This window comes from Amycolatopsis granulosa (assembly GCF_011758745.1).
Taxonomy (GTDB): Bacteria; Actinomycetota; Actinomycetes; order Mycobacteriales; family Pseudonocardiaceae; genus Amycolatopsis_E; species Amycolatopsis_E granulosa.
This window is the reverse complement of record NZ_JAANOV010000001.1, coordinates 2,813,170-2,836,749: the sequence shown is the minus strand read 5'-3', so window position 1 is coordinate 2,836,749 and position 23,580 is coordinate 2,813,170. Positions and strand designations below refer to the sequence as shown.

The window sequence follows — 23,580 nt, the reverse complement described above, 5'->3', positions numbered from 1 at the left end:
CAAGCGGCACGTTCGCAACGGCGCGGAAAGGACGGCAAGCACCGTGCTGATGTCGCAGTCCCCGAGTCCCCTCGCGCAGGCCGCCTCGTCCCCGGGGCTGGAGATGTACCTGCCGCTGGTCCTGTTGTTCGTCCTCGCCGCGGGCTTCGCGGTGTTCTCCGTGCTGCTCGGTCCGCTGGTCGGCCCGCGCCGGTACAACCGGGCGAAGCAGATGGCCTACGAGTGCGGGATCGAGCCGTCACCGCAACCGCTGGTGGGCGGCGGCCGGATGCCGGTCGCCTACTACATCACCGCGATGTTGTTCATCCTGTTCGACATCGAAATGGTCTTCCTCTACCCGTTCGCCGTCTCGGCCGACGCGCTCGGCCTGTTCGGCGTGGTGGAGATCGTCTTGTTCGTCGCGACCGTCGGCTTCGCCTTCGCCTACGTGTGGCGTCGCGGCGGGCTCGACTGGAACTAGGGGAGGGACGTCATGGGACTCGAAGAGCAGCTCCCCAACGGCATTCTGCTGGCCAGCCTGGAGAAGCTGGTCAACTGGGCGCGCAAGAACTCGCTGTGGCCGGCCACCTTCGGGCTCGCCTGCTGCGCGATCGAGATGATGACCGTCGGTGGCTCGCGCTACGACATCGCCCGGTTCGGCATGGAGCGGTTCAGCGCGACCCCGCGGCAGGCCGACCTGATGATCGTCGCCGGCCGCGTCACGCAGAAGATGGCGCCGGTCCTGCGGCAGATCTACGACCAGATGGCCGAGCCGAAGTGGGTGCTGGCCATGGGCGTGTGCGCCTCCTCGGGCGGCATGTTCAACAACTACGCGGTCGTGCAGGGCGTCGACCACATCGTCCCGGTCGACATGTATCTGCCCGGCTGCCCGCCGCGGCCGGAGATGCTGCTCGACGCGATCCTCAAGCTGCACGCCAAGATCGCCGACGAGCCGCTCGGACCGCGCCGCGCCGCGCTCAAGGCCGGGCAGCAGACCGAGCTGATCCCCTCGTCGATCAAGTACGCGAAGAAGTGATGCGGCATGGCTGAAGAAACCCCCGAGGCCGGCGGCGAGCAGTCCAGCGCCCAGCGACCGGACACCGGACTGGAGCCGCGCGGGCCGCGCCCGGCGCAGCCGATCGTCGCCGGGCGCGAGCGCCGGGGCATGTTCGGTGTCCGCGACAGCGGTGACACCTCCGGCTACGGCGGCCTGCGGCTGCCGGCCTACCTGCCGCCACCCGCGGAACGGCCCTACGGTGGCTGGTTCGACGAGTTCGCCGACCAGTTCTTCGCCGCGCTGGCCGAGAACGACGTGCCGGCCGAGGCGGTGCACCAGGTGACCGTCGACCGCGGCGAGATCACGCTCTACGTGGCCCGCGAGCACCTGGTGGCGATGTGCCGCATCCTGCGGGACGACGCCGGGCTGCGGTTCGAACTGTGCAGTTCGGTCTCCGGCGTGGACTACGGGCCGGACGTGCCGCAGCGGCTGCACTCGGTGTACCACCTGACGTCGATGACCTACCGGCGGCGCATCCGGCTGGAGGTCGCGGTGGACCTGGACGATCCGCACCTGCCGTCCATTGTGGAGGTCTACCCGACGGCAGACTGGCAGGAGCGCGAGGCCTATGACCTGTTCGGCATCGTCTACGACGGTCACCCGGCCCTGACGCGGATCCTGATGCCGGACGACTGGGACGGTCACCCGCAGCGCAAGGACTACCCGCTCGGCGGGATCCCGGTGGAGTACAAGGGCGCGGAGATCCCGCCCCCCGATCAGCGGAGGTCGTACTCGTGACCACCCGAAGGCGACAACGAGCACAGCGGGGAGGTGTCCAGGCATGACCACGGAACGGCTCTCGGACGTCAGCACCGGCACGGACACGTCCGTGCCGGGCAGCGACAGCACGGACAACACGGACAGCGCCACCGGCTACGCCGAATCCCGGGACACCACCGAAGGCCGCATCTACCACGTCAGCGGCGGCGACTGGGACGACGTGCTGGAGGACGCCCAGCACGACGAGCGGATCGTCATCAACATGGGCCCGCAGCACCCGTCGACCCACGGCGTGCTCCGGCTCGTGCTCGAGCTGGAGGGCGAGACCGTCACCCAGCTGCGCTCGGTCATCGGCTACCTGCACACCGGCATCGAGAAGAACTGCGAGTACCGGACCTGGACCCAGGGCGTCACGTTCGTGACCCGCATGGACTACCTGTCCCCGCTGTTCAACGAGCTGGGCTACTGCCTCGGTGTGGAGAAGCTGCTCGGCATCCAGGCGCCGCGCCGGGCCGAGCTGATCCGCGTCCTGCTGTGCGAGATCAACCGCATCGGCTCGCACCTGGTCTACATCGCCACCGGCGGCATGGAGCTGGGCGCCACCACCGCGATGACGTTCGGGTTCCGCGAGCGCGAGGAAGTGCTGCACCTGCTGGAATACCTGACCGGGCTGCGCATGAACCACGCGTTCATCCGTCCCGGCGGGATCGCGCAGGACCTGCCGGCCGACTGGCGGGAGAAGGTCGGCGAGTTCGTCAAGGTGATGGACGAGCGCCTGCCCCAGTACGACAAGCTGTTCACCGGCCAGCCGATCTGGCGCAACCGCCTCAAGGGCGTTGGCTACCTGCCGGTGGACGCGTGCCTCGCGCTCGGTGTCACCGGCCCGGTGCTGCGGTCCGCGGGCCTGCCCTGGGACCTGCGCAAGATCGAGCCGTACTCGCGCTACGACGAGTTCGAGTTCGACGTGCCGACCTCGACGGACGCCGACTGCTGGGGCCGTTACCTGTGCCGGGTCGAGGAGATGCACCAGTCGCTGCGGATCATCCGGCAGTGCCTGAAGAAGATCGAGCCGGGCCCGGTGATGGTGGAGGACCGCAAGATCGCGTGGCCGGCGCAACTGTCGATCTCCAGCGACGGCATGGGCAACTCGCTCGAACACGTCCGCAAGATCATGGGTCAGTCGATGGAGTCGCTGATCCACCACTTCAAGCTCGTCACCGAGGGCTTCAAGGTGCCGCCGGGGCAGGTGTACTCGCCGATCGAGTCGCCGCGCGGCGAGCTGGGCTTCCACCTCGTCTCCGACGGCGGCACCCGCCCGGTGCGCGTGCACGTCCGGGAACCGAGTTTCGTCAACCTGCAGGCCCTGCCGGCGATGTCAGAGGGCGGCCTGGTGGCGGACGTGATCGCGGCGGTCGCGTCCGTGGACCCGGTCATGGGAGGAGTGGACCGTTGAAGACACAGCCCACAGCACCGGTTTTCGACGCGGACACGGTGGCCAGGGCGCGGGAGCTGATGGCCAGGTACCCGCAGTCCCGGTCGGCGCTGCTACCGATGCTGCACCTCGTCCAGTCGGTGCAGGGGTTCGTCAGCCAGGAGGGCGTGACGTTCTGCGCGCAGCAGCTGGGTCTGTCCGAGGCCGAGGTCAGCGCGGTCGTCACCTTCTACACGATGTACAAGCGCAGGCCGTGCGGCGAGCACCTGGTGAGCGTGTGCACCAACACGTTGTGCGCGGCGCTGGGCGGCGACGCGATCTACCGCACCCTGCAGGAACACCTCGGCGAGGACGGGAAACCGCTGGGGCACGAGGAAACCGCGGGCACCCCGGGTGAGCCGGGGTCGATCACGCTGGAGCACGCCGAGTGCCTGGCCGCCTGCGACCTCGCGCCCGTGCTCCAGGTCAACTACGAGTACTACGACAAGCAGACCCCGGACAGCGCGGTCGAACTCGTGGACGCGTTGCGGCGCGGGGAGAAGCCGCAGCCCTCGCGCGGCGCCCCGCTCGGCGATTTCAAGAGCGCGGAGCTCCAGCTCGCCGGGTTCTTCCCGGAGGACGAGGAGAACTACCGGTCGCAGGTGGACGGACCGTCCCAGGCGCCGGAAACCCTGAGGGGCGCGCGGATCGCGCAGGAACGGGGCTGGACCGCCCCGGTCATGGCGGACGACGTGCCGTTGCCGGAGGTGGAGGCGAAATGACCGACCCGCTGACGCCGGTGCTGACCAAGCGCTGGCTCTCGCCCAACTCCTGGCGCCTGTCCACCTACGAACAGCTGGAGGGCTACACCGCGCTGCGCAAGGCGCTGCGCGGCACGCCCGAGCAGCTCGTGCAGCTGATCAAGGACTCCGGCCTGCGCGGCCGCGGCGGTGCGGGCTTCCCGGCGGGCGTGAAGTGGTCGTTCATGCCACCGAACGAGGACAAGCCGCATTATCTAGTCATCAACGCCGACGAGGGCGAGCCGGGGACCTGCAAGGACATCCCGCTGATGATGGCCGATCCGCACTCGCTGGTCGAAGGCTGCATCATCGCCGCCTACGCGATGCGCTCGCACCACTGCTTCATCTACGTGCGCGGCGAGGCGCTGCACCCGTACCGGCGGCTCAACGCGGCCGTGCGCGAGGCGTACCGGGCCGGGTACCTGGGCACGGACATCCTCGGGTCCGGGTTCCACCTGGACATCACAGTGCACGCCGGGGCAGGCGCCTACATCTGCGGTGAGGAGACCGCGCTGCTCGACTCGCTCGAGGGCCGCCGCGGCCAGCCGCGGCTCAAGCCGCCGTTCCCCGCGGCGGCCGGTCTCTACGCGGCGCCGACCACGGTGAACAACGTCGAGACCATCGCGAGCGTCCCGTTCATCGTCAACGGCGGTGCCGACTGGTTCCGCAAGATGGGCCGGGAGAAGTCGCCGGGCCCGAAGATCTATTCGATCTCCGGGCACGTGGAGAACCCGGGCCAGTACGAGGCGCCGCTCGGCACCACGCTGCGCCAGCTGCTGGAGCTCGCGGGCGGCATGAAGGACGGCATCCCGCTCAAATTCTGGACGCCGGGCGGCTCGTCCACCCCGATGTTCACCGCCGAGCACCTGGACATCCCCCTCGACTTCGAGGGCGCCGCGGAGGCCGGGTCGATGCTGGGCACCACCGCGGTGCAGGTGTTCAACGAGACGGTGTCCGTGCCGTGGGCGGTGATGAAGTGGACGCAGTTCTACGAGCACGAGTCGTGCGGCAAGTGCACGCCCTGCCGCGAGGGCACGTACTGGCTGGCGCAGATCCTGGAGCGGATGGTCGACGGGCGGGGCACCGCCGAGGACATCGACACGCTGCTGGACGTCTGCGACAACATCCTCGGCCGCTCGTTCTGCGCCCTCGGTGACGGCGCGGTCAGCCCGATCACCAGCGGCATCAAGTACTTCCGCGACGAGTTCCTCGCCCTGTGCGAGAGCAACAAGCGCGAGTTGGTGGGAGCACAGGCATGACGATCGCGCCGGAAAACCCCGGGACCGAGACGCCGGTCCCCGAAGGTCACGTCAAGCTGACGATCGACGGTGAGGAGGTCATCGCGCCGAAGGGCGAGCTGCTGATCCGCACCGCCGAGCGGCTCGGCACCGTGATCCCGCGGTTCTGCGACCACCCCTTGCTGGACCCGGCAGGCGCCTGCCGCCAGTGCCTGGTCGAGGTGGAGATGGGCGGCCGGCCGATGCCGAAACCGCAGGCCTCGTGCACGATGACGGTCGCCGACGGGATGGTCGTCAAGACCCAGCTGACCTCCCCGGTCGCGGACAAGGCCCAGCAGGGCGTGATGGAGCTGCTGCTCATCAACCACCCGCTGGACTGCCCGGTGTGCGACAAGGGCGGCGAGTGCCCGCTGCAGAACCAGGCGATGGCACACGGCCGCGCCGACTCCCGGTTCCGCGACACCAAGCGCACGTTCCCGAAGCCGCTGCCGATCTCCACCCAGGTGCTGCTCGACCGTGAGCGGTGCGTGCTGTGCCAGCGGTGCACGCGGTTCTCCGCGCAGATCGCCGGGGATCCGTTCATCGACCTGCTGGAGCGCGGCGCGCACCAGCAGATCGGCACGGCTGAAACGGCGGACGTGCTCGACCTGGCTTCGCGGACCTCGTCGGGCGCGCCGTTCCAGTCGTACTTCTCCGGCAACACCATCCAGATCTGCCCGGTCGGCGCGCTGACCAGCGCGCAGTACCGCTTCCGGTCCCGGCCGTTCGACCTGGTGTCGGCGCCCAGCGTGTGCGAGCACTGCTCCTCCGGCTGCGCCGAGCGCACCGACTACCGGCGCGGCAAGGTGATGCGCAAGCTGGCGGCCAACGACCCGGACGTCAACGAGGAGTGGATCTGCGACAAGGGCCGGTTCGCCTTCCGGTACGCCACCGCGGCCGACCGGATCCGGCGGCCGCTGGTGCGGGACGCCTCCGGTGAGCTGCGGGAGGCGCCGTGGACCGAGGCACTCCGGATCGCCGCGGAGGGGCTGGCCAGGGCCCGGGACAACCGCGGCGCCGCGGTGCTCGCGGGTGGCCGGCTGACGCTGGAGGACGCCTACGCCTACGCGAAGTTCGCCCGGGTCGCCTTGCACACCAACGACATCGACTTCCGGGCGCGGGCGCATTCGCCGGAGGAGCTGGAGTTCCTCGCCGCCGAGGTGGTCGGTACGACGCCGGAGGAGGGCGTCACGTTCGGCGCGATCGAGAACGCCCCGACCGTGCTGTGCGTGGCGTTCGAACCCGAGGAGGAGGCGCCGATCGTCTTCCTCCGGCTGCGCAAGGCCGCCCGGAAGAAGCGGGCCCGGGTCGTCCACTTGGGACAGTGGACCACGCCCTCGGTGCGCAAGACCTCCGGCGAGCTGCTGGCCTGCGTGCCCGGCACGGAGGCCGCGGCGCTGGACGGGATCCCCGAGCACGCGCCGGACGTCGAGGCGGCGCTGGGCGCGGACGGCGCGGTCGTGCTGGTCGGGGAACGGGCGGCCGAGGTGCCCGGCCTGTTCGCCGCGGTGCGCCGGCTGGCCGCGCGGACCGGCGCGAAGGTCGCCTGGATCCCGCGCCGGGCCGGCGAACGCGGCGCGCTCGAGGCGGGTGCGGCGCCGACGCTGCTGCCCGGCGGCCGCCCGGTGACCGACGAGGCCGCGCGGGCCGAGGTCGAGGCGGTCTGGGGTGCGCCCGTGCCGGCCGAACCGGGCCGTGACACCAACGACATCATCGGCGCGCTGGCCGGCGGTTACCTGTCCGGTGTGGTCGTCGGCGGGGTCGACCTGGACGACCTGCCGGATCCGGCGCTGGCCCGGCAGGCGCTGGGGAGAGCGGAGTTCGTGGTGAGCCTGGAGATGCGGCCGAGCACCGTCACCGAGCACGCCGACGTGGTCCTGCCCATCGCGCCGGTCGTCGAGAAGTCCGGCAGCTTCGTCAACTGGGAGGGCCGCCGCCGCGAGTTCGACACGACCCTCGAAGGCACCGGAGCCCTGCCGGACTGCCGGGTGCTGGACACGCTCGCCGTCGAGATGGACGCCGACCTGTTCACCCAGACCCCGGCGGCCGCACGCGGAGACTTCGCCCGGCTGGGCTCGTCGAACGCCGTGCACGGCAAGTTCTGGGAGTCCGGCGCGCCGCGCGCCGCCGGGCACGCCGGTCCCGGGCAGGCGCGGCTGGCGAGCTGGCGGCAGCTGTTGGACGAGGGTTCGCTGCAGGCGGAGGAACCGAATCTCGCCGGGACCGCCCGCGCCGTGGTGGCCCGCGTATCGGCCCGCACCGCGGCGCGCCTCGGCGACGAGGTGACCGTCTCCACGGGCCGCGGCGCGATCACGCTGCCCGTCGAGATCGCCGACCTGCCCGACGACGTCGTGTGGCTGCCGGGCAACTCGGACGGCTCACGGGTGCGCAAGACGCTCGGCGCCGGGCACGGGGCGGTCGTGAACATCGAGGGAGCGCGCTGATGTCTGCGTTACTGGCCCAGGTTCCCGAGCAGATGACCCGGGCGCAGCTGCTGGCGGACGACCCGTGGTGGCTGGTCCTGCTCAAGACGGTCGTGATCCTGCTGATCGGTCCGCTGCTGACGGTGTTCCTCATCGTGTGGGAGCGCAAGGCGATCGGCCGGATGCAGAACCGGCCCGGCCCGAACCGCGTCGGCCCAGGTGGCTACTTCCAGTCCCTCGCGGACGCGATCAAGCTGCCGTTCAAGGAACAGATCATCCCGGACGGCGCCGACCGCAAGGTCTACTTCCTCGCCCCGGTGCTGTCCGCGGTACCGGCCCTGATCGCGCTGGCGGCCATCCCGTTCGGGCCGCAGGTGTCGATCTTCGGCGAGCAGACCGTGCTGCAGCTGGTCGACCTGCCGGTCGGGGTGCTGGTCATCCTGGCCTGCTCGTCGGTCGGGGTGTACGGGATCGTGCTGGCCGGGTGGTCGTCCGGGTCGCCGTACCCGCTGCTCGGCGGGTTGCGGTCGGCGGCGCAGGTGATCTCCTACGAGATCGCGATGGGCCTGTCGATCGTCGGCGTGGTGCTGTATTCGCAGTCGATGTCGACCGGCGACATCGTGCACGCGCAGGCCGGGGGCTGGTACTTCTACCTGCTGCTGCCGAGTTTCGCGATCTACCTGATCTCGATGGTCGGGGAGACGAACCGCGCGCCGTTCGACCTGCCGGAGGCGGAGTCGGAGCTGGTCGGCGGGTTCCACACCGAGTACTCGTCGATGAAGTTCGCGATGTTCTTCCTCGCCGAGTACGTGAACATGGTGATCGTGTCGGCGTTCGCGACGACGCTGTTCCTGGGCGGCTGGATGTTCCCGTTCGTCGGGCTCGACTCGCCGCTGAACCGGGGCTGGCTGCCGTTGATCTGGTTCACGATCAAGCTGTTCGCGCTGTTGTTCGGGTTCATCTGGCTGCGCGGCACGCTGCCGCGGTTCCGGTACGACCAGTTCATGAAGCTGGGCTGGAAGGTCCTGGTGCCGGCGAACCTGGTGTGGATCCTGATCATCACGACGATCCGCGCCATCCGGAACAACGGTGGCCTGACGACCGCTCAGATCCTGATCGGCGGTGCGATCGTCGTGGTCGTCGCGGTCGCGATCGCGCTGCTGGTGCCGGAGAAGAAGCAGGCCGGTGGCGATTCGGTGCCGGTCACCGGCGGTGGTTTCCCGTTGCCGCCGCTGGACCTGCGCGTGCCCGATGTGCCCGAACGGGGCGCGGGGAAGCGCGGGCGCCGGGTCGCCGGCCGGACTTCGGAGCCCGCGCAGGTGGGCGCCGGGAAGGAGGGTTCCGATGGGACTGTTTGACCCCATCAAGGGTTTCGGCGTCACTTTCGGCACGATGTTCAAGAAGGTGGCGACGGAGGAGTACCCGGAGATCGGTGCCCCGGCCGCGCCGCGCTACCACGGCCGGCACCAGCTCAACCGGCATCCGGACGGGCTGGAGAAGTGCGTCGGCTGCGAGTTGTGCGCGTGGGCGTGCCCGGCGGACGCGATCTTCGTCGAGGGCGGTGACAACACCGAGGACGCGCGCTACTCGCCCGGTGAGCGGTACGGCAAGGACTACCAGATCAACTACCTGCGGTGCATCGGCTGCGGCCTGTGCATCGAAGCCTGCCCGACGCGCAGCCTGACGATGATCAACTTCTACGAGCTGGCCGACGACGACCGCCAGAAGCTGATCTGGACCAAGGAGGACCTGCTGGCGCCGCTCCTGCCGGGCATGGAGCAACCGCCGCACCCGATGCGCCTGGGCGACAACGAGCAGGACTACTACGTGCACGGCCCGGAACTGGCCCGCGGCCGCGGAGTCCCGGCCGGCGAGACCGTGGAAACCTCCCGCGAGGAGGCGATCCAATGAGGACACCGACACCCCGGTCACCCCACCCCTCGTGCCGCGACACCGCGCGAGCCGTTCCCGAGGAGGTGCGGTGATGGTGCTGGCACAGGCCGCGCAAACGGTCTCCACCGGCGAGGCCGTCGCGTTCTGGATCCTCGGTCCGATCGCTCTCCTGGGCGCGCTCGGACTGATCTTCGCGCGCAACGCGGTGCACTCGGCGCTGTTCCTGGCCCTCACGATGTTCTCGCTGGGCATCCTCTACATGGTCCAGCAGGCACCGTTCCTCGGGTTCACCCAGATCATCGTCTACACCGGCGCGATCATGATGCTGTTCCTGTTCGTGCTGATGCTCGTCGGGCGGGAGAGTTCCGACTCGGTCGTCGAGGTGCTGCGCGGGCAGCGCCTGTGGGGTGGCATCCTCGGCATCGGCATCGCCGGGCTGCTGGCCACCGCGCTCACCCGGGCGCTCGCCAACGCCACCCCGGCCCCCGCGCCGAACGGCACGCCGGGCGGGCTCGGCCGGCTGATCTTCACCGACTTCCTGTTCCCGTTCGAGCTCACCTCGGCGCTGCTGATCACCGCCGCCCTCGGGGCGATGGTGCTGGCCTTCACCGAGAAACGCGGCCACCGCACACAGAAGGAACTGGTCGAGGCCCGGTTCCGCGGCGAGTACGAGCGCATCTCGCCCAAGCCCGGGCCGGGCGTGTTCGCCACCTCCCACTCGGTCACGACGCCCGCGATCCTGCCGGACGGCTCCGTCGCGCCCGAGTCGCTGTCCACGATCATCGAGTCCACACCCACCGCCCGGCTCGAAGCCGAGCGAAAGCAGGTCGAGGGCACCGAGCCGGAGCCCGGCGCCCACGCACTGGTCGGGAAGGGTGACGAGGAATGACCCCCACCTACTACCTGCTCCTTTCGGCCCTGTTGTTCGCCATCGGCGCGGTCGGCGTGCTGGTGCGGCGCAACGCCATCGTCGTGTTCATGTGCATCGAGCTGATGCTCAACGCCGTGAACCTGTCCCTGGTCACGTTCTCCCGCATCAACGGCGGGCTGCACGGCCAGGTGATGGCGTTCTTCGTGATGGTCGTCGCCGCCGCCGAGGTGGTCGTCGGCCTGGCGATCATCATGGCCATCTTCCGCACCCGCCGGTCGGCGTCGGTCGACGACACCAACCTGCTCAAGTACTGAGAGGGCTACTCAGTGATCGCATCATCGTGGCTGCTGGTCGCGTTCCCGGCCCTCGGCGCGCTCGTCCTGCTGGCCGGGGGCAGGCGCACCGACGGATGGGGACACCTGCTCGGCTGCGCGACCGTCATCGCGTCGTTCGTGTACGGCCTGGTGCTGTTCTTCGGCAGCGACGGGCACGTGACCGACACCCGGATGTTCACCTGGATCGGGGTCGGCTCCCTGCAGATCGACTTCGGACTGCGGATCGACGCGCTGTCACTCGTGTTCGTCCTGCTGATCACCGGGGTCGGTGCGCTGATCCACATCTACTCGATCGGCTACATGAAAGAGGACCGCGACCGCCGTCGCTTTTTCGGCTACCTGAACCTGTTCGTGGCCTCCATGCTGGTTCTGGTGCTGGGCAACAACTTCGTGACGCTCTACCTCGGCTGGGAGGGTGTCGGCCTGGCGTCGTACCTGCTGATCGGCTGGTACTCGGACCGCCCGTCCGCCGCGACCGCGGCGAAGAAGGCGTTCCTGATGAACCGCGTCGGTGACGTCGGGCTCGCGCTGGCGATCTTCCTGATGTTCAAGTACCTCGGCACGGTCACCTACGCCGGCGTGTTCGCCCGCATCGGCGACGCGCCGCCCGCGGTGATCACCGCGATCGCGATCCTGCTGCTGCTCGGTGCGTGCGGCAAGTCCGGTCAGTTCCCGCTCCAGGCGTGGCTCCCGGACGCGATGGAGGGCCCCACCCCGGTGTCCGCCCTGATCCACGCCGCCACGATGGTCACCGCCGGTGTGTACCTGGTCGCGCGGGCCAACCCGATCTACAACGAGACCGAGGCGGGACGCCTGATCGTCACCCTCGTCGGCGCGGTCACGCTGCTGATCGGGTGTGTCATCGGCTGCGCCTACGACGACATCAAGAAGGTGCTCGCGTACTCGACCGTCAGCCAGATCGGCTACATGATGCTCGCCGTCGGGCTCGGGCCGTTCGGCTACGCGCTGGGCATCATGCACCTGCTCACGCACGGCTTCTTCAAGGCCGGGCTGTTCCTCGGCGCCGGGTCGGTCATGCACGGCATGCGCGACGAGGTCGACATGCGCAGGTTCGGCGGCCTGTACCGGCACATGCCGATCACGTTCGTCACCTTCGGGCTCGGTTACCTGGCGCTCATCGGTTTCCCCTTCCTGTCCGGCTACTTCTCCAAGGACGCGATCATCGAGGCCGCGTTCGGCCAGGAGGGCTGGCGCGGCTGGGTGTTCGGTCTCGCCGCGATGCTCGGCGCCGCGCTGACCGCCTTCTACATGACCCGGCTGATGCTGCTCACCTTCTTCGGCAAGGAACGCTGGCGCGACCTGCGCACCGCCGAGGGCGAGGAGTACCACCCGCACGAGTCGCCGCCGGTGATGACCGCGCCGATGATCGTGCTGGCCATCGGTTCGGTCGGCGCGGGCGCGTTCTTCGCCCTCGGCGACCGGCTGTCGAACTGGCTCGCCCCCGCACTCGGTGAGCTCGGTGAGGCCGGGCACACCGCGATCCCGCACTCGCTCATCCCGTGGATCACGGTCGTGCTCTCCGCGCTCGGCGTGCTGGTCGCCTGGCTCGTCGTCGGCCGCCGCGACACCCCGGTCGAGCGGCCCGAGAACGTCTCGGCCGTCGTCAAGGCGGCCCGCAAGGACCTCTACGGCAACGCGCTGAACGAGGCGCTGGTGGCGACCCCGGGCATGTGGCTCACCCGGTTCTCGGTCTACCTCGACAGCCGGGGCGTCGACGGTGCGGTCAACGGCCTCGCCGCCGCGCTCGGCGGCGGATCCGGGCGGCTGCGCAGGCTGCAGACCGGGTTCGTCCGCTCCTACGCCCTGTCGATGCTGGCCGGCTCGTTCGTCCTCGTCGCCGCACTGCTGATGGTGAGGTTCTCATGACCTGGGTACTGGCCCTCATCCTCTGGCCGCTGGCCGGCGCGTGCGTGGTCACCGGGCTGCGCCGCAACGACCGGCTCGCCACCGTCACCGCCGTGGTGTTCTCCCTCGTCGAGCTGGCGATGATCATCCCGACGTGGGCGACGTACCACCCCGGTGGCCCCCGTCTGCAGCACACCAGCTCGATGGACTGGATCCCGAGCTTCGGCGTGCACATCTCCTTCGGGATCGACGGCATCGCCCTGGTGATGATCGCCGTGATCGCCTTCCTGGTGCCGATCGTCATCGGCGCGCTCGGCACGGCGGACAAGCTGCCGCAGGACCGCAGCGCGGGTGGCTTCCTCGCGTTGATCCTGGTGCAGGAAGCCATCACCATCGCGGTGTTCGCCGCGACCGACGTGTTCCTGTTCTACGTGCTGTTCGAGATCATGCTGATCCCGATGTACTTCCTCATCGGCGGCTACGGCGGTGCGAACCGGCAGTACGCGGCGGTCAAGTTCTTCCTGTACTCCTTTCTCGGCGGTCTGATCATGCTGGCCTCGGCGATCGGGGCCTACTCGCTCGCCGCCGACAAGCTGGGGCACGGCACCTTCGACTGGGCCACGCTGGTGACGGTGGTCCGGGACGCGCCGGCGAGCACCCAGATCTGGTTGTTCCTCGGGTTCTTCCTGGCGTTCGCGATCAAGGCGCCGCTCGTGCCGTTCCACACCTGGCTCCCCGACGCGGCGGGTGAGGCACCCATCGGCGTCGCCGTGCTGCTGGTCGGTGTGCTGGACAAGGTCGGCACGTTCGGGTTCCTGCGCTACTGCCTGCCGATGTTCCCGCAGGCCAGCAAGGACCTGGCACCGCTGGTGCTGGTGCTCGCCGTGATCGGGGTGCTCTACGGCTCGATCCTCGCCGCCGGGCAGCAGGACATGAAGCGCTTCGTCGCCTACGTCTCCATCGCCCACTTCGGGTTCATCGCCCTGGGCATCTTCGCCTTCACCCAGCAGGCGACCGTCGGTGCGGTCACCTACATGCTCAACCACAGCCTCGCGACCGGCATGCTGATCGTGGTGCTGGGCCTGGTGATCGCCCGCGGCGGTTCCACCCGGATCTCCGACTACGGCGGGATGTACAAGCTCACCCCGTTGCTGGGCGGCATGCTGCTCATCGCCGGTCTGTCCACTTTGTCCCTCCCCGGTACCAACTCGTTCGTCAGTGAGTTCCTGGTGCTGCTGGGCGCGTTCGAGACCCAGCCGGTGTACTCGATCCTCGCCACCGTCGGCATGGTGCTCGCCGCGGCGTACGTGCTCTGGCTGTACCAGCGCCTGATGAACGGTCCGGTGCGGGGGACCGCGCTGGTCGGCGCCGGAGGCGGCCCGGGCGCCGCCATCGCCCCGGAGCTGGGCGCCCGGCGGACCATCCGGGACCTCGGCGGCCGGGAGCTGGCGATCCTGGTGCCGATGGCCGTGCTGGTCATCGGCCTCGGCTTCTACCCCCAACCCGTGCTGGACACGGTGACCCCGTCGGTCGACGCGACGCTTTCCGCACTCAACGGAGGCCAGTGAAATGCCCGGGATTCTGGCCCAGCAGGGGCACATCTCCGCACCCCACATCGACTACGGCGCGATTCTGCCGGTGCTGATCGTGCTCGGCGCGGCGTGCGTCAGCGTGCTGTTCGAGGCGTTCCTGCCCCGGCACCTGCGGTGGCCGTCGCAGGTGCTGCTCAGCCTCGCCGGGCTCGCCGCCGCCGGGATCGCGCTCGCGGTGTACGTCAGCGGCTCGCCCGTTCAGGGTCTCACCACGCTCAGCGGTGCCGTGTCGGTCGACAAGCCGGCGCTGTTCCTGTGGGGCACGCTGCTCGCGCTCGCGCTGCCCGCGATCCTGCTGATCGCGGACCGTTCGGTCGAGCCCGGCGGGGCGTTCGTCGCGCAGGCCGCGATCCGGCCGGGCACCGTGCAGGACCGGGCCCAGGTCGGCTCCACCGGGATGCAGACCGAGGTCTTCCCGCTGGCGCTGTTCGCGCTGGGCGGGATGATGACGTTCTGCGCGGCCAACGACCTGCTCACCATGTTCATCGCGCTCGAGGTGCTGAGCCTGCCGCTGTACCTGATGTGCGGCCTGGCCCGGCGCCGGCGCCTGCTGTCGCAAGAGGCGGCGGTCAAGTACTTCCTCCTCGGGGCGTTCTCGTCGGCGTTCTTCCTCTACGGGCTCGCATTGCTGTACGGCTACGCGGGTTCGGTGAAGCTGGCCGACATCGCCGGCGCGGCGGCCGGCTCGGATCGTTCGGACTTGCTGCTGTTCGCGGGCATGGGTCTCCTCGTGGTCGGGTTGTTGTTCAAGGGCTCGGTCGGCCCGTTCCACACCTGGACGCCGGACGTCTACCAGGGCGCGCCGACCCCGGTCACCGCCTTCATGGCGGCCTGCACGAAGGTCGCCGCGTTCGGCGGCATCCTGCGGGTGCTCACCGTCGGTTTCGAGTCGACCAGCTGGGAGTGGCGCGGCGTGTTGTGGGCGGTCGCGATCATCTCGATGGCGGTCGGCGCCGTGCTCGGCCTGACCCAGACCGACGTCAAGCGCATGATCGCCTACTCGTCCATCGCGCACGCCGGCTTCCTGCTCGTCGGCGTGCTCGCGATGACCGGCCAGGGCCTGTCCGGAACGCTGTTCTACCTGCTGGCCTACGGCTTCACCACGCTCGCCGCGTTCGGGGTGGTCTCCCTCGTGCGCGACGCCAAGGGCGAGGCCACGCACCTGTCCGCGTGGGCCGGCCTGGCCAAGCGGTCGCCCGTGCTGGCGGGGGTGTTCACCTTCCTCCTCCTCGCTCTGGCCGGGATCCCGCTGACCAGCGGGTTCGTCGGCAAGTTCGTCGTGTTCTCGGCGGCACTGCGGGACGGCATGGCGCCCCTGGTGGTGATCGCGCTGGTGTTCAGCGCCGTCGCGGCGTTCTTCTACCTGCGGGTGGTCGTGCTCATGTACTTCTCTAAGCCGGCCCCCGACGGGCCCACCGTGACGGTGCCGGGCGCGTTCACCACCGCGGCGATCACGCTCGGCGTGATCATCACGCTGCTGCTCGGGGTCGCCCCCGCGTTCGCGCTCGACTGGGCGGGGGCAGGGGCCTTCGCGTTCTGAGGCAGCGCCACCGGAAGTGCCCTCCGCCCATCCGGGCCGGAGGGCACTGGCGTGTCCGGGGTCAAGGGGAATCCAGCGCGTGCACCACGTCGCCGTAGGAACAGGTGTGCCGGTGGACTCCGCCGCAACGGCAGGGGTTGTCCTGCGCCACCCGGATCAGCTTGCGGAGGTGGCGCTGGGCGAGGCCGTGCTGGCGGGCGTCGTCGAAGGCCGGCCGGGTGGCCTGGTTGCTGGTGCGGCGGCGGGAAATGGTTTGTCCGGTCATGTCTCGAGCGTGCCCGGTGAAGCCGCGGCGTGGGAAACAGAACCACATTCTGTGGATGGCTCAGCGGCATGTGGACAAAGCCGGGGAATTTCGCCGCCTGACACCGATTCTGTCGGACCCGGGTGCTAGCCGAGCGCACCGGTTCCGCCGCGCGCGGCTCAAGCAGCCGCGATCGGTGACGCCCGCGCGTACTCGGCCCCGCCCCAGCTCGTCACCGGTGTCAACCCGGTCGAGGCGAGTGCGATGAGGACGATCCCCCCGGTAGTCGACGCGTGGCCGCGCCGTGGCCCGGACCGCCGGCCGCGCAACGCGGCCCCGACCAGCACCAAGACCGGAGCGGACGGTCACCGAGCACGCCCGGCGCCAGCCGGACGGTGTTGCGGCGAACATTGGTGCTGGTCAGGGCGATCCGCGGGCCGCCTCACCCGATGGTGTGGAGCCGGTTGTCACCGGCATCACCGGGACGGTTCGCAATGGGCCCACAGACGCCCCGGAGCCAGCCATTACGCTGGTGAGGACCGGTCATGCAAGTGCGGAGAGGGCGGACAACGTGTCAGTGCGGCACCGGGGTAGCACGATCGAGGAGCTGCGCGGGAGCGTGGGCCTGCAGATCGCCGATGAGCAGCTGCTGCGCACGCTGGCCGCCGGCCTCGATGACGTCGAGAAGCTGCTGCGCGACACCGCCCGCAGCGAGGTGCGCGCCGTCCACGACGCCGCATCGCACCTGGTCGAGGCCGGTGGCAAACGCTTCCGTCCGCTGATGACCCTGCTCGCCGGCGAGTTCGGCGAGGGCAACCACCAAGACGTCGTGATCGCCGCCGCCGCCGTCGAACTGGTGCACCTGGCCACGCTGTACCACGACGACGTCATGGACGAGGCGACGATGCGCCGGGGCGCGCCCAGCGTCAACGCCCGCTGGACCAACAGCATCGCCATCCTGACCGGCGACTTCCTGTTCGCGCACGCCTCGCGGCTGGTGTCCGACCTGGGCACCGACGCCGCCCGCATCCTCGCCGAGACCTTCAGCGAGCTGGTCACCGGCCAGATGCGGGAGACCGTGGGCCCGGGCGAGGGCGACGACCCGGTCGACCACTACCTCAGCGTCATCGCCCAGAAGACGGGTTCGCTGATCGCCACCTCCGGCCGCTTCGGGGCGATGATGTCCGGTGCGAAGCCCGAGGCGATCCGGGCGATGCAGCGGTTCGGCGAGATCGTCGGCACCGCCTTCCAGATCTCCGACGACATCATCGACATCGCCTCGCCGTCCCACGAGTCCGGCAAGACGCCGGGCACCGATCTGCGGGAAGGCGTGCGGACCCTGCCGATGCTGTACGCGCTGGCCGACCCGGACACCGACCCCCGCCTGGTCGAGCTGCTGGACGGCCCGGTCACCGACGACGACCTGGTCGAGGAGGCCCTGACGCTGCTGCGGTCCTCCAGCGGCCTGGACCGCGCCATGGGCACCCTGTCGGACTACGCTCAGCAGGCGAGGGCCGAGCTGGCCTCCCTGCCTGCCGGGCCCGCGCGGGACGCGTGCGAATCCGTCGCGAATTACCTGGTCGCGCGGACGCGGTGACGACCGCCGGACCGGTCGGCGGTTGACGACGGGCGGGCCGGTCGCGTCATGCTCGAGCCGGTGCGGCGTCACTGAGAGTGGTAACCGCGCGGTAGGAAAGGAAGGGCAGCACGGATGTCCCTCTTCGGACAGGTCTGGCTCTGGAGCGCGGCGGCATTCGTGATCGGGGTGCTGCTGACCTGGTTGTTCCTGGCCCGGCCGGCCCAGGCGAGAAGCCGGCACCTGGAGCGCCGGCTGCTCGACGCGCAGAACGCACGTGCCGCGCAACCGACGCGAGCCCTGGACCGGGACCCGGTGTCGGCGCCGGTTGCGCGGAAGAAGCCGATCGGCGCGGAGGAGCCCGCGCCGGAGGAGCCGCACCACCCGCGGACGTCCTGGCTGGAGCGCGACAGCCTCGCCGGGCGCCCCGGGTACCAGCCGGGTTCCGAGATCGACGACGACGCGCTGTTCGACCCCGAACCCCGGCCCGACGCGACGACGGTGTTCGACGCGTTCGGGCGCGACGACGAGTCCGCTCAGCGCGGCGCGCGGTTCGCGGGCGACCACGGGCCGGCCGGTGAGCCGCGGGACGAGGCAGCCGAGCGGGGCGCCCTGTTCGAGCAGGGCCGGGAGGCGGCCGACCAGGGGCTCGCCGGCTCGCTGTTCGAGCGGCCGGCCGGGTTCGAGGCGGCGTCCGGGCAGGCGGGTGCCGAGCGGGGCCACGCGTCGCTGTTCGAGCGGGACCAGGCCGAGGCCGCCGAGCCGAGGCGGGGGGCGCACGCGCGGCCGGACGCCGAGCCGGAGCCGGCGGCACGGTTCGAGGCCGGGAGCGGGCCGCTGTTCGACCGGGAGGACACCCGGGAGGCCGGGTCGCTGTTCCAGCCGGGCGAAGCCCCGGAGCCGGACGCCGGGTCGCTGTTCGAGCCGGGTGGCGCGCACGAGCCCGGAACCGGCCGCGGGTCGCTGTTCGGCCGGGGCGAGGCTCCGGAGCCGGAGCCGGGGTCCTTGTTCGACCCCGGACACGCGCCGGAGCCGTCGCGCGAGGCGGAGCCGGGGACGTTCGCACCGTTCGCCGCACCCGAGCCGGCGCGGGGCCAGGAGCCCGGGTTCTCGCCGTTCGCCGCGCCGGAACCGCCGGCCTACGCCTTCGGCGGTGACGAGCCGGAGCGGCCCGCCGACGAGGAGACGGCCACCGAGACCACCCAGGTCCTCCCGAGGCGGCAACCACGACGCCCGGCGCACAGTGTCGAGCCGCCGCGACCCTCGATGCGGACCGTGGAGCGGCGCGAACCCGTGCCGCCGGAGGAGGGCGGCCGCAGCGGCTCCCTGTTCGAGCCGACCCCGCCGTCGGCCCGTAGCGACACCGCCGGTGCCACCGTGCCGCCCGGGCCGTTCGGTCCCGGATCGGCGATGCCGCGGCCCGGCGGCGGGAAGCCGTCCGAGGAGTACACCGTCAAGGCGAGCGTGACGGCTCTGCGGTACTGCACGGAGGAGTCGCCGCAGTTCGGCCGGATGGTGGCCGAGGTGTGGTTCCGGTCGGCCGAGGACGCGGAGCGGGTCGGGTTCCGGCCGCTGTGAGGTGACGTCAGCGCCCGGCGTGGCCGGGTACCGCCGAGCCCCGCGGGGCGGATCCGCGCGGGGCCGTCGGCCGGTACCTCAGTCGACCGTCCAGGTGTCCCGGCCCGTCAGCAGCGCCTGCAGGTCCGCCGGCTTCGCGGAGCGGGCCTGCTCGACCTGGGCGCGGGCCTGGTCGTCGTAGGTGGGGCGGCTGACCTGGCGGAAGATGCCCGTCGGGGTGTGGTCGAGGTTCTGGTCACCGATCCGGGACAGCGCGAAGGCGTACGAGGTGTCCCGGATCGACGGGTCGTGGACCACCACGTTCTCCTCGCCCACCTCGGCCACCTTGGCGATCTCGAACCCGCCCCAGCGGGTCGGCACCACGCCGTACTCCGCTTCCGGGCCGAACCGGATCGGCTCCCCGGCGCGCAACGGGATGATCCGGTGCGCGGCCTCGTCCTTGTCCTTCAGCACGTCGAACGCGCCGTCGTTGAAGATCGGGCAGTTCTGGTAGATCTCGACGACCGCGGACCCGCGGTGCTGCGCCGCGGCGGTGAGCACCTCGCTCAGGCCCTTCCGGTCGCTGTCCAGCGCCCGTCCGACGAACGTGGCCTCCGCGCCCAGCGCCAGCGAGACCGGGTTGAACGGGGTGTCCACCGAGCCCATCGGGGTGGACTTGGTGATCATGCCCTGCCCGGACGTCGGCGAGTACTGGCCCTTCGTCAGGCCGTAGATCCGGTTGTTGAACAGCAGGATCTTCAGGTTGACGTTGCGCCGCAGCGCGTGGATCAGGTGGTTGCCGCCGATGGACAGCGCGTCGCCGTCACCGGTCACCACCCACACCGACAGGTCCGGCCGCGTGGTCGCCAGGCCCGTCGCGATGGCCGGGGCACGGCCGTGGATCGAGTGCATCCCGTAGGTGTTGAGGTAGTACGGGAACCGCGACGAGCAGCCGATGCCGGAGATGAACACGATGTTCTCGCGCTTCAACCCGAGCGTGGGCAGGAACGACTGGACCGTGTTGAGCACGACGTAGTCGCCGCAGCCCGGGCACCAGCGCACCTCCTGGTCGGACTTGAAGTCCTTCGCCTTCTGGGTCTCGTCCGTGGTCGGCACCAGGTCCAGACCGCCCAGGGTGGGCAGGCCCAAGTCGGTGGCGGTCATCGGGTCAGCGCTCCTTCGATGATGTCGGTGAAGACGTGCTGCAGTTCCTCGGCCTTGAACGGCAGGCCGGCGACCTTCGTGTAGGAGTGCACGTCCACGAGGTACCTGGCGCGCAGCAGCATCGCGAGCTGTCCGAGGTTCATCTCGGGCACCACGACCTTGTCGTAGCGCGCCAGGACCTCGCCCAGGTTGCGCGGGAACGGGTTGAGGTGCCGCAGGTGCGCCTGCGCGATCGGGATGCCCTGCTTGCGCACCCGGCGGGCGGCGGCGCCGATCGGGCCGTACGTCGACCCCCAGCCCAGCGCCAGCACCCGGGCCTCCCCGGAGGGGTCGTCGACCTCCAGGTCCGGTACGTCGATGCCGGCGATCTTGGCCTGGCGCAGCCGGACCATGTGGTCGTGGTTGTCCGGGTCGTAGGAGATGTTGCCCTTGCCGTCGGCCTTCTCCAGGCCACCGATGCGGTGCTCCAGACCCGGTGTGCCGGGCACGGCCCAGGCGCGTGCCAGCGTCTCCGGGTCACGCACGTACGGCCAGAACTCGCCCGAGCCGTCGGTGGCGTTGGGCCGGGTGGCGAACTCGACCGACAGGTCGGGCAGCTGGTCGACGTCCGGGATCAGCCACGGTTCCGAGCCGTTGGCGTTGGCGCCGTCGGACAGGATCATCACCGGCGTCCGGTACTTCAACGCGATCCGGGCCGCCTCCAGGGCCGCGGCGAAGCAGTCCCCGGGGGACCGCGGTGCGATGACCGGCAGCGGCGACTCGCTGTTGCGGCCGAACATCGCCTGCAACAGGTCGGCCTGTTCGGTCTTGGTCGGCAGGCCGGTCGACGGGCCGCCGCGCTGCACGTCGATCACGACCAGCGGCAGTTCGAGCATCACGCCGAGACCGATGGTCTCCGACTTCAGCGCGATGCCCGGCCCGGACGTCGAGGTCACGCCCAGCGCCCCGCCGTAGGCGGCGCCCAGTGCGGCGCCGATGCCGGCGATCTCGTCCTCGGCCTGGAAGGTGATCACGCCGAAGTTCTTGTGCCGGGACAGCTCGTGCAGGATGTCCGAGGCCGGGGTGATCGGGTACGTGCCCAGCAGCACCGGCAGCCCGGCGCGCTGCCCGGCCGCCACGATCCCGTACGCCAGGGCCGTGTTGCCGGTGATCTGCCGGTAGGTGCCCTTGTCCAGCTTGGCCGGCGCCACCTGGTAGGTCGTGGCGAACGACTCGGTGGTCTCGCCGTAGTTCCAGCCCGCCCGGAAGGCGAGGATGTTGGCCTCGGCGATGTCCGGCTTCTTCGCGAACTTCTCCCGCAGGAACGCCTCGGTGCCCTCGGTCGGCCGGTGGTACATCCAGGACAGCAGACCCAGCGCGAACATGTTCTTGCAGCGCTCGGCGTCCTTCTTGCCCAGCCCGGTGCCCTCCAGCGCGCCCTGGGTCAGGGTCGACATGGCGACCTTGTGGACCTGGAACGCCGACAGGGTGTCGTCCTCGAGCGGGTCGGAGCCGTAGCCGACCTTGGTCAGGTTGCGCTTGGTGAACTCGTCGGTGTTGACGATGATCGTGCCGCCCGCGGGCACGTCCCGCAGGTTCGCCTTGAGCGCGGCCGGGTTCATCACGACGAGGACGTCCGGCCGGTCGCCCGGGGTGAGGATGTCGTAGTCGGCGAAGTGGACCTGGAACGACGAGACGCCCGGGATGGTGCCCTGTGGTGCCCGGATCTCGGCGGGGAAGTTCGGCAGGGTGGCCAGGTCGTTGCCGAACGCCGCGGCCTCGGAGGTGAACCGGTCGCCGGTCAGCTGCATGCCGTCGCCGGAGTCGCCCGCGAAGCGGATGACCACGCGGTCCAGTTTGGCGACTTCAGTGGGCCTGCTGGCCGACAGCACACCGTTGCCGTTCGTGGTCGTGCTCATGGGTCAGAGAATCCCTCTCTCCCGATCGGTCGTGTCGTCGACACGTGGCCGTGGGCACACTTTCGCCGATACCTCCACCTTACTTGCTGTTTGTGCGCGGGGATTCCCGGTCGTGGATCGGCGGTGTGATCCCGGTTACCTGCTACCAATGGTAACAGTTACTTCGCCGCGCCGATCGCCGCCCGCATCGCGGCGAGCCGGTCCGCGAACCCGGGCGAATCCAGGGACTTCAGCTGCGGTTCGAGCTCGGTGTCCACCGCGCGGGAATGCTCGGCCATGGCCGCGGTCTGCCGCAGGGAGGACTTCGTGGCGAGGACGACGTCCCGGGGTGCCTCCGCCGCCGGTTCCGCCAGCTCCAGCGCCGCCGCCAGCAGGTCGCCGTGGTCGCCGTGCACGGTACCCAGGGTCAGGCCGGCCGCCTCGGCCGCGGCCGCGTCGAGGGACTGACCGAACAACGTCATCGCCCGCGCGCGCTGGGCACCCACCGCGCGCTGCAACATCCAGGTGAACCCGCCGCCCGGGTGCAGGCCGAGTTCGAGGAACCGCGGGACGAACTTCGCACGCGGCCCGGCCAGCCGGACGTCCGCGGCGAGTGCGAGGTTCAGACCGGCGCCGACCGCCGCGCCGCCGACCGCCGCGATCGTCGGCAGCGTGGACCGGGCCACCGCCAGGAAGCCCGCGTAGACCGCCCGCAGACCCTCCTCCCCGGCACTGCCCAGCGTCGTCAGATCGGCACCGGCGCAGAACGCCGGCGGCGTCCCGGTGACGACCAGCGCGTGCACCCGCACGTCCCGCTCCGCCTCGGCGACCGCCTCGGCGAGCTCGGTGGACAGCGACACCGTGAGCGAGTTCCGCCGCGCCGGGGCGTCCACGGTGACCACCGCGACCCCGCCGTGCCGCTCGGAAACGATCCGTTCGGTCATCCCGCCATCATGTCGCGGGGTTGGGCGGGCGCTCAAGGAGCCGGGACAGCACGACGGTGGACACCGTGCGGTCGATGATCTCCAGCCCGCGCACCCGCTCCAGGGCCATCTCCAGCTGGTGGATGTCGGCCGCCCGCAGGTGCACGATGGCGTCCGCCGCGCCGGTCACGGTGTAGGCCGCGACCACCTCGGGCAGTGGTTCCAGCCGCGCCCGGATGCGGGCCGGGGAGACGTTGCCGCGGCAGTGCACCTCGACGAACGCCTCGGTGCCCCAGCCCAGCGCCTCCGGGTCGACCACCGCCGTGAAGCCACGCAGCACGCCGGTCTCCAGCAGCCGGTCCACCCGGCGTTTCACCGCCGGTGCGGACAACCCGACCACCTTGCCGATCTCGGCGTAACTTGCGCGCGCATTCGTCACCAGACACGAAACGATCTGCTGATCGAGAGTGTTCAC

21 protein-coding genes are annotated in these 23,580 nt (G+C 70.4%); 16 read left to right on the top strand and 5 right to left on the bottom strand.

Going from position 1 to position 23,580, the window contains the following annotated elements:
* The first annotated feature begins 49 nt into the window (after window positions 1-49).
* The 14 genes from FHX45_RS13680 to nuoN all read left to right on the top strand — a co-directional run bounded on the left by FHX45_RS13680 (window position 50) and on the right by nuoN (window position 15,764).
* Window positions 50-460: an NADH-quinone oxidoreductase subunit A gene (locus FHX45_RS13680; protein ID WP_167100910.1), complete on the top strand. Its 411-nt coding sequence runs from the start codon at window positions 50-52 to the stop codon at window positions 458-460.
* A 12-nt stretch (window positions 461-472) separates the two neighbouring features.
* Window positions 473-1,015: a NuoB/complex I 20 kDa subunit family protein gene (locus FHX45_RS13675; RefSeq protein WP_167100907.1), complete on the top strand. Its 543-nt coding sequence runs from the start codon at window positions 473-475 to the stop codon at window positions 1,013-1,015.
* A gap of 6 nt (window positions 1,016-1,021) precedes the next feature.
* A complete protein-coding gene (locus FHX45_RS13670) occupies window positions 1,022-1,774 on the top strand; it encodes an NADH-quinone oxidoreductase subunit C (protein WP_167100904.1) in 753 nt (250 codons plus the stop codon).
* Window positions 1,775-1,817: 43 nt separating this feature from the next.
* Entirely contained in the window at window positions 1,818-3,209 is a 1,392-nt protein-coding gene (locus FHX45_RS13665) for an NADH-quinone oxidoreductase subunit D (RefSeq protein ID WP_167100901.1), read from the top strand.
* Complete coding sequence (nuoE, locus tag FHX45_RS13660; protein ID WP_424923804.1) at window positions 3,206-3,949, top strand: NADH-quinone oxidoreductase subunit NuoE; 744 nt, start codon at window positions 3,206-3,208, stop codon at window positions 3,947-3,949. The genes FHX45_RS13665 and nuoE overlap by 4 nt, the downstream gene beginning before the upstream one ends.
* Window positions 3,946-5,226: an NADH-quinone oxidoreductase subunit NuoF gene (gene nuoF, locus FHX45_RS13655; RefSeq protein WP_167100898.1), complete on the top strand. Its 1,281-nt coding sequence runs from the start codon at window positions 3,946-3,948 to the stop codon at window positions 5,224-5,226. The genes nuoE and nuoF overlap by 4 nt, the downstream gene beginning before the upstream one ends.
* Complete coding sequence (locus FHX45_RS13650; RefSeq protein WP_167100896.1) at window positions 5,223-7,688, top strand: NADH-quinone oxidoreductase subunit G; 2,466 nt, start codon at window positions 5,223-5,225, stop codon at window positions 7,686-7,688. Before nuoF ends, FHX45_RS13650 begins: the two co-directional genes overlap by 4 nt.
* A complete protein-coding gene (nuoH, locus tag FHX45_RS13645) occupies window positions 7,688-9,025 on the top strand; it encodes an NADH-quinone oxidoreductase subunit NuoH (RefSeq protein WP_167100893.1) in 1,338 nt (445 codons plus the stop codon). Before FHX45_RS13650 ends, nuoH begins: the two co-directional genes overlap by 1 nt.
* On the top strand, window positions 9,012-9,578 hold the full coding sequence (nuoI, locus tag FHX45_RS13640) for an NADH-quinone oxidoreductase subunit NuoI (protein ID WP_167100891.1): 567 nt from the start codon (window positions 9,012-9,014) through the stop codon (window positions 9,576-9,578). The genes nuoH and nuoI overlap by 14 nt, the downstream gene beginning before the upstream one ends.
* Window positions 9,579-9,651: 73 nt before the next feature.
* Window positions 9,652-10,449 carry an NADH-quinone oxidoreductase subunit J gene (locus tag FHX45_RS13635; RefSeq protein WP_167100888.1) on the top strand — a complete coding sequence of 266 codons (798 nt, stop codon included), beginning with the start codon at window positions 9,652-9,654 and terminating at the stop codon, window positions 10,447-10,449.
* Window positions 10,446-10,745 carry an NADH-quinone oxidoreductase subunit NuoK gene (gene nuoK / locus FHX45_RS13630; protein WP_167100885.1) on the top strand — a complete coding sequence of 100 codons (300 nt, stop codon included), beginning with the start codon at window positions 10,446-10,448 and terminating at the stop codon, window positions 10,743-10,745. Before FHX45_RS13635 ends, nuoK begins: the two co-directional genes overlap by 4 nt.
* Window positions 10,746-10,757: 12 nt before the next feature.
* Window positions 10,758-12,653: an NADH-quinone oxidoreductase subunit L gene (gene nuoL / locus FHX45_RS13625; protein WP_167100883.1), complete on the top strand. Its 1,896-nt coding sequence runs from the start codon at window positions 10,758-10,760 to the stop codon at window positions 12,651-12,653.
* Entirely contained in the window at window positions 12,650-14,200 is a 1,551-nt protein-coding gene (locus FHX45_RS13620; RefSeq protein WP_167100880.1) for an NADH-quinone oxidoreductase subunit M, read from the top strand. Before nuoL ends, FHX45_RS13620 begins: the two co-directional genes overlap by 4 nt.
* Before the next feature lies 1 nt (window position 14,201).
* On the top strand, window positions 14,202-15,764 hold the full coding sequence (nuoN, locus tag FHX45_RS13615) for an NADH-quinone oxidoreductase subunit NuoN (RefSeq protein ID WP_167100878.1): 1,563 nt from the start codon (window positions 14,202-14,204) through the stop codon (window positions 15,762-15,764).
* 61 nt (window positions 15,765-15,825) lie between these two features.
* On the opposite strand, the gene FHX45_RS13610 is transcribed toward nuoN, so the two are convergent.
* Window positions 15,826-16,029, bottom strand: a complete 204-nt coding sequence (locus FHX45_RS13610) for a hypothetical protein (protein WP_167100875.1) — start codon at window positions 16,027-16,029, stop codon at window positions 15,826-15,828.
* Between the two features lie 556 nt (window positions 16,030-16,585).
* Between FHX45_RS13610 and FHX45_RS13605 the strand changes: the two genes are divergently transcribed.
* Both FHX45_RS13605 and FHX45_RS28075 read left to right on the top strand, forming a co-directional pair.
* Window positions 16,586-17,605 (top strand): polyprenyl synthetase family protein, encoded by a 1,020-nt coding sequence (locus FHX45_RS13605; RefSeq protein ID WP_167100872.1) that lies wholly within the window; start codon window positions 16,586-16,588, stop codon window positions 17,603-17,605.
* 114 nt (window positions 17,606-17,719) lie between these two features.
* Window positions 17,720-19,162 (top strand): sunset domain-containing protein, encoded by a 1,443-nt coding sequence (locus FHX45_RS28075; protein WP_243869030.1) that lies wholly within the window; start codon window positions 17,720-17,722, stop codon window positions 19,160-19,162.
* Window positions 19,163-19,240: 78 nt separating this feature from the next.
* Here the strand turns inward: FHX45_RS28075 and FHX45_RS13595 are convergent, their stop codons facing one another.
* The 4 genes from FHX45_RS13595 to FHX45_RS13580 all read right to left on the bottom strand — a co-directional run bounded on the left by FHX45_RS13595 (window position 19,241) and on the right by FHX45_RS13580 (window position 23,580).
* Window positions 19,241-20,305 (bottom strand): 2-oxoacid:ferredoxin oxidoreductase subunit beta, encoded by a 1,065-nt coding sequence (locus tag FHX45_RS13595; protein WP_167100870.1) that lies wholly within the window; start codon window positions 20,303-20,305, stop codon window positions 19,241-19,243.
* On the bottom strand, window positions 20,302-22,203 hold the full coding sequence (locus tag FHX45_RS13590; protein WP_167100867.1) for a 2-oxoacid:acceptor oxidoreductase subunit alpha: 1,902 nt from the start codon (window positions 22,201-22,203) through the stop codon (window positions 20,302-20,304). Before FHX45_RS13590 ends, FHX45_RS13595 begins: the two co-directional genes overlap by 4 nt.
* 158 nt (window positions 22,204-22,361) lie before the next feature.
* Window positions 22,362-23,126 (bottom strand): enoyl-CoA hydratase, encoded by a 765-nt coding sequence (locus FHX45_RS13585; RefSeq protein WP_167100864.1) that lies wholly within the window; start codon window positions 23,124-23,126, stop codon window positions 22,362-22,364.
* A gap of 7 nt (window positions 23,127-23,133) precedes the next feature.
* Window positions 23,134-23,580, bottom strand: a complete 447-nt coding sequence (locus FHX45_RS13580; RefSeq protein ID WP_167100862.1) for an Lrp/AsnC family transcriptional regulator — start codon at window positions 23,578-23,580, stop codon at window positions 23,134-23,136.

Coding starts and splice junctions, on each gene's coding strand:
- FHX45_RS13680 (WP_167100910.1), top strand. CDS start 50: ATGTCGCAGTCCCCGAGTCCCCTCGCGCAGGCCGCCTCGTCCCCGGGG.
- FHX45_RS13675 (WP_167100907.1), top strand. CDS start 473: ATGGGACTCGAAGAGCAGCTCCCCAACGGCATTCTGCTGGCCAGCCTG.
- FHX45_RS13670 (WP_167100904.1), top strand. CDS start 1,022: ATGGCTGAAGAAACCCCCGAGGCCGGCGGCGAGCAGTCCAGCGCCCAG.
- FHX45_RS13665 (WP_167100901.1), top strand. CDS start 1,818: ATGACCACGGAACGGCTCTCGGACGTCAGCACCGGCACGGACACGTCC.
- nuoF (WP_167100898.1), top strand. CDS start 3,946: ATGACCGACCCGCTGACGCCGGTGCTGACCAAGCGCTGGCTCTCGCCC.
- FHX45_RS13650 (WP_167100896.1), top strand. CDS start 5,223: ATGACGATCGCGCCGGAAAACCCCGGGACCGAGACGCCGGTCCCCGAA.
- nuoH (WP_167100893.1), top strand. CDS start 7,688: ATGTCTGCGTTACTGGCCCAGGTTCCCGAGCAGATGACCCGGGCGCAG.
- nuoI (WP_167100891.1), top strand. CDS start 9,012: ATGGGACTGTTTGACCCCATCAAGGGTTTCGGCGTCACTTTCGGCACG.
- FHX45_RS13635 (WP_167100888.1), top strand. CDS start 9,652: ATGGTGCTGGCACAGGCCGCGCAAACGGTCTCCACCGGCGAGGCCGTC.
- nuoK (WP_167100885.1), top strand. CDS start 10,446: ATGACCCCCACCTACTACCTGCTCCTTTCGGCCCTGTTGTTCGCCATC.
- FHX45_RS13620 (WP_167100880.1), top strand. CDS start 12,650: ATGACCTGGGTACTGGCCCTCATCCTCTGGCCGCTGGCCGGCGCGTGC.
- nuoN (WP_167100878.1), top strand. CDS start 14,202: ATGCCCGGGATTCTGGCCCAGCAGGGGCACATCTCCGCACCCCACATC.
- FHX45_RS13610 (WP_167100875.1), bottom strand. CDS start 16,029: ATGACCGGACAAACCATTTCCCGCCGCCGCACCAGCAACCAGGCCACC.
- FHX45_RS28075 (WP_243869030.1), top strand. CDS start 17,720: ATGTCCCTCTTCGGACAGGTCTGGCTCTGGAGCGCGGCGGCATTCGTG.
- FHX45_RS13595 (WP_167100870.1), bottom strand. CDS start 20,305: ATGACCGCCACCGACTTGGGCCTGCCCACCCTGGGCGGTCTGGACCTG.
- FHX45_RS13590 (WP_167100867.1), bottom strand. CDS start 22,203: ATGAGCACGACCACGAACGGCAACGGTGTGCTGTCGGCCAGCAGGCCC.
- FHX45_RS13585 (WP_167100864.1), bottom strand. CDS start 23,126: ATGACCGAACGGATCGTTTCCGAGCGGCACGGCGGGGTCGCGGTGGTC.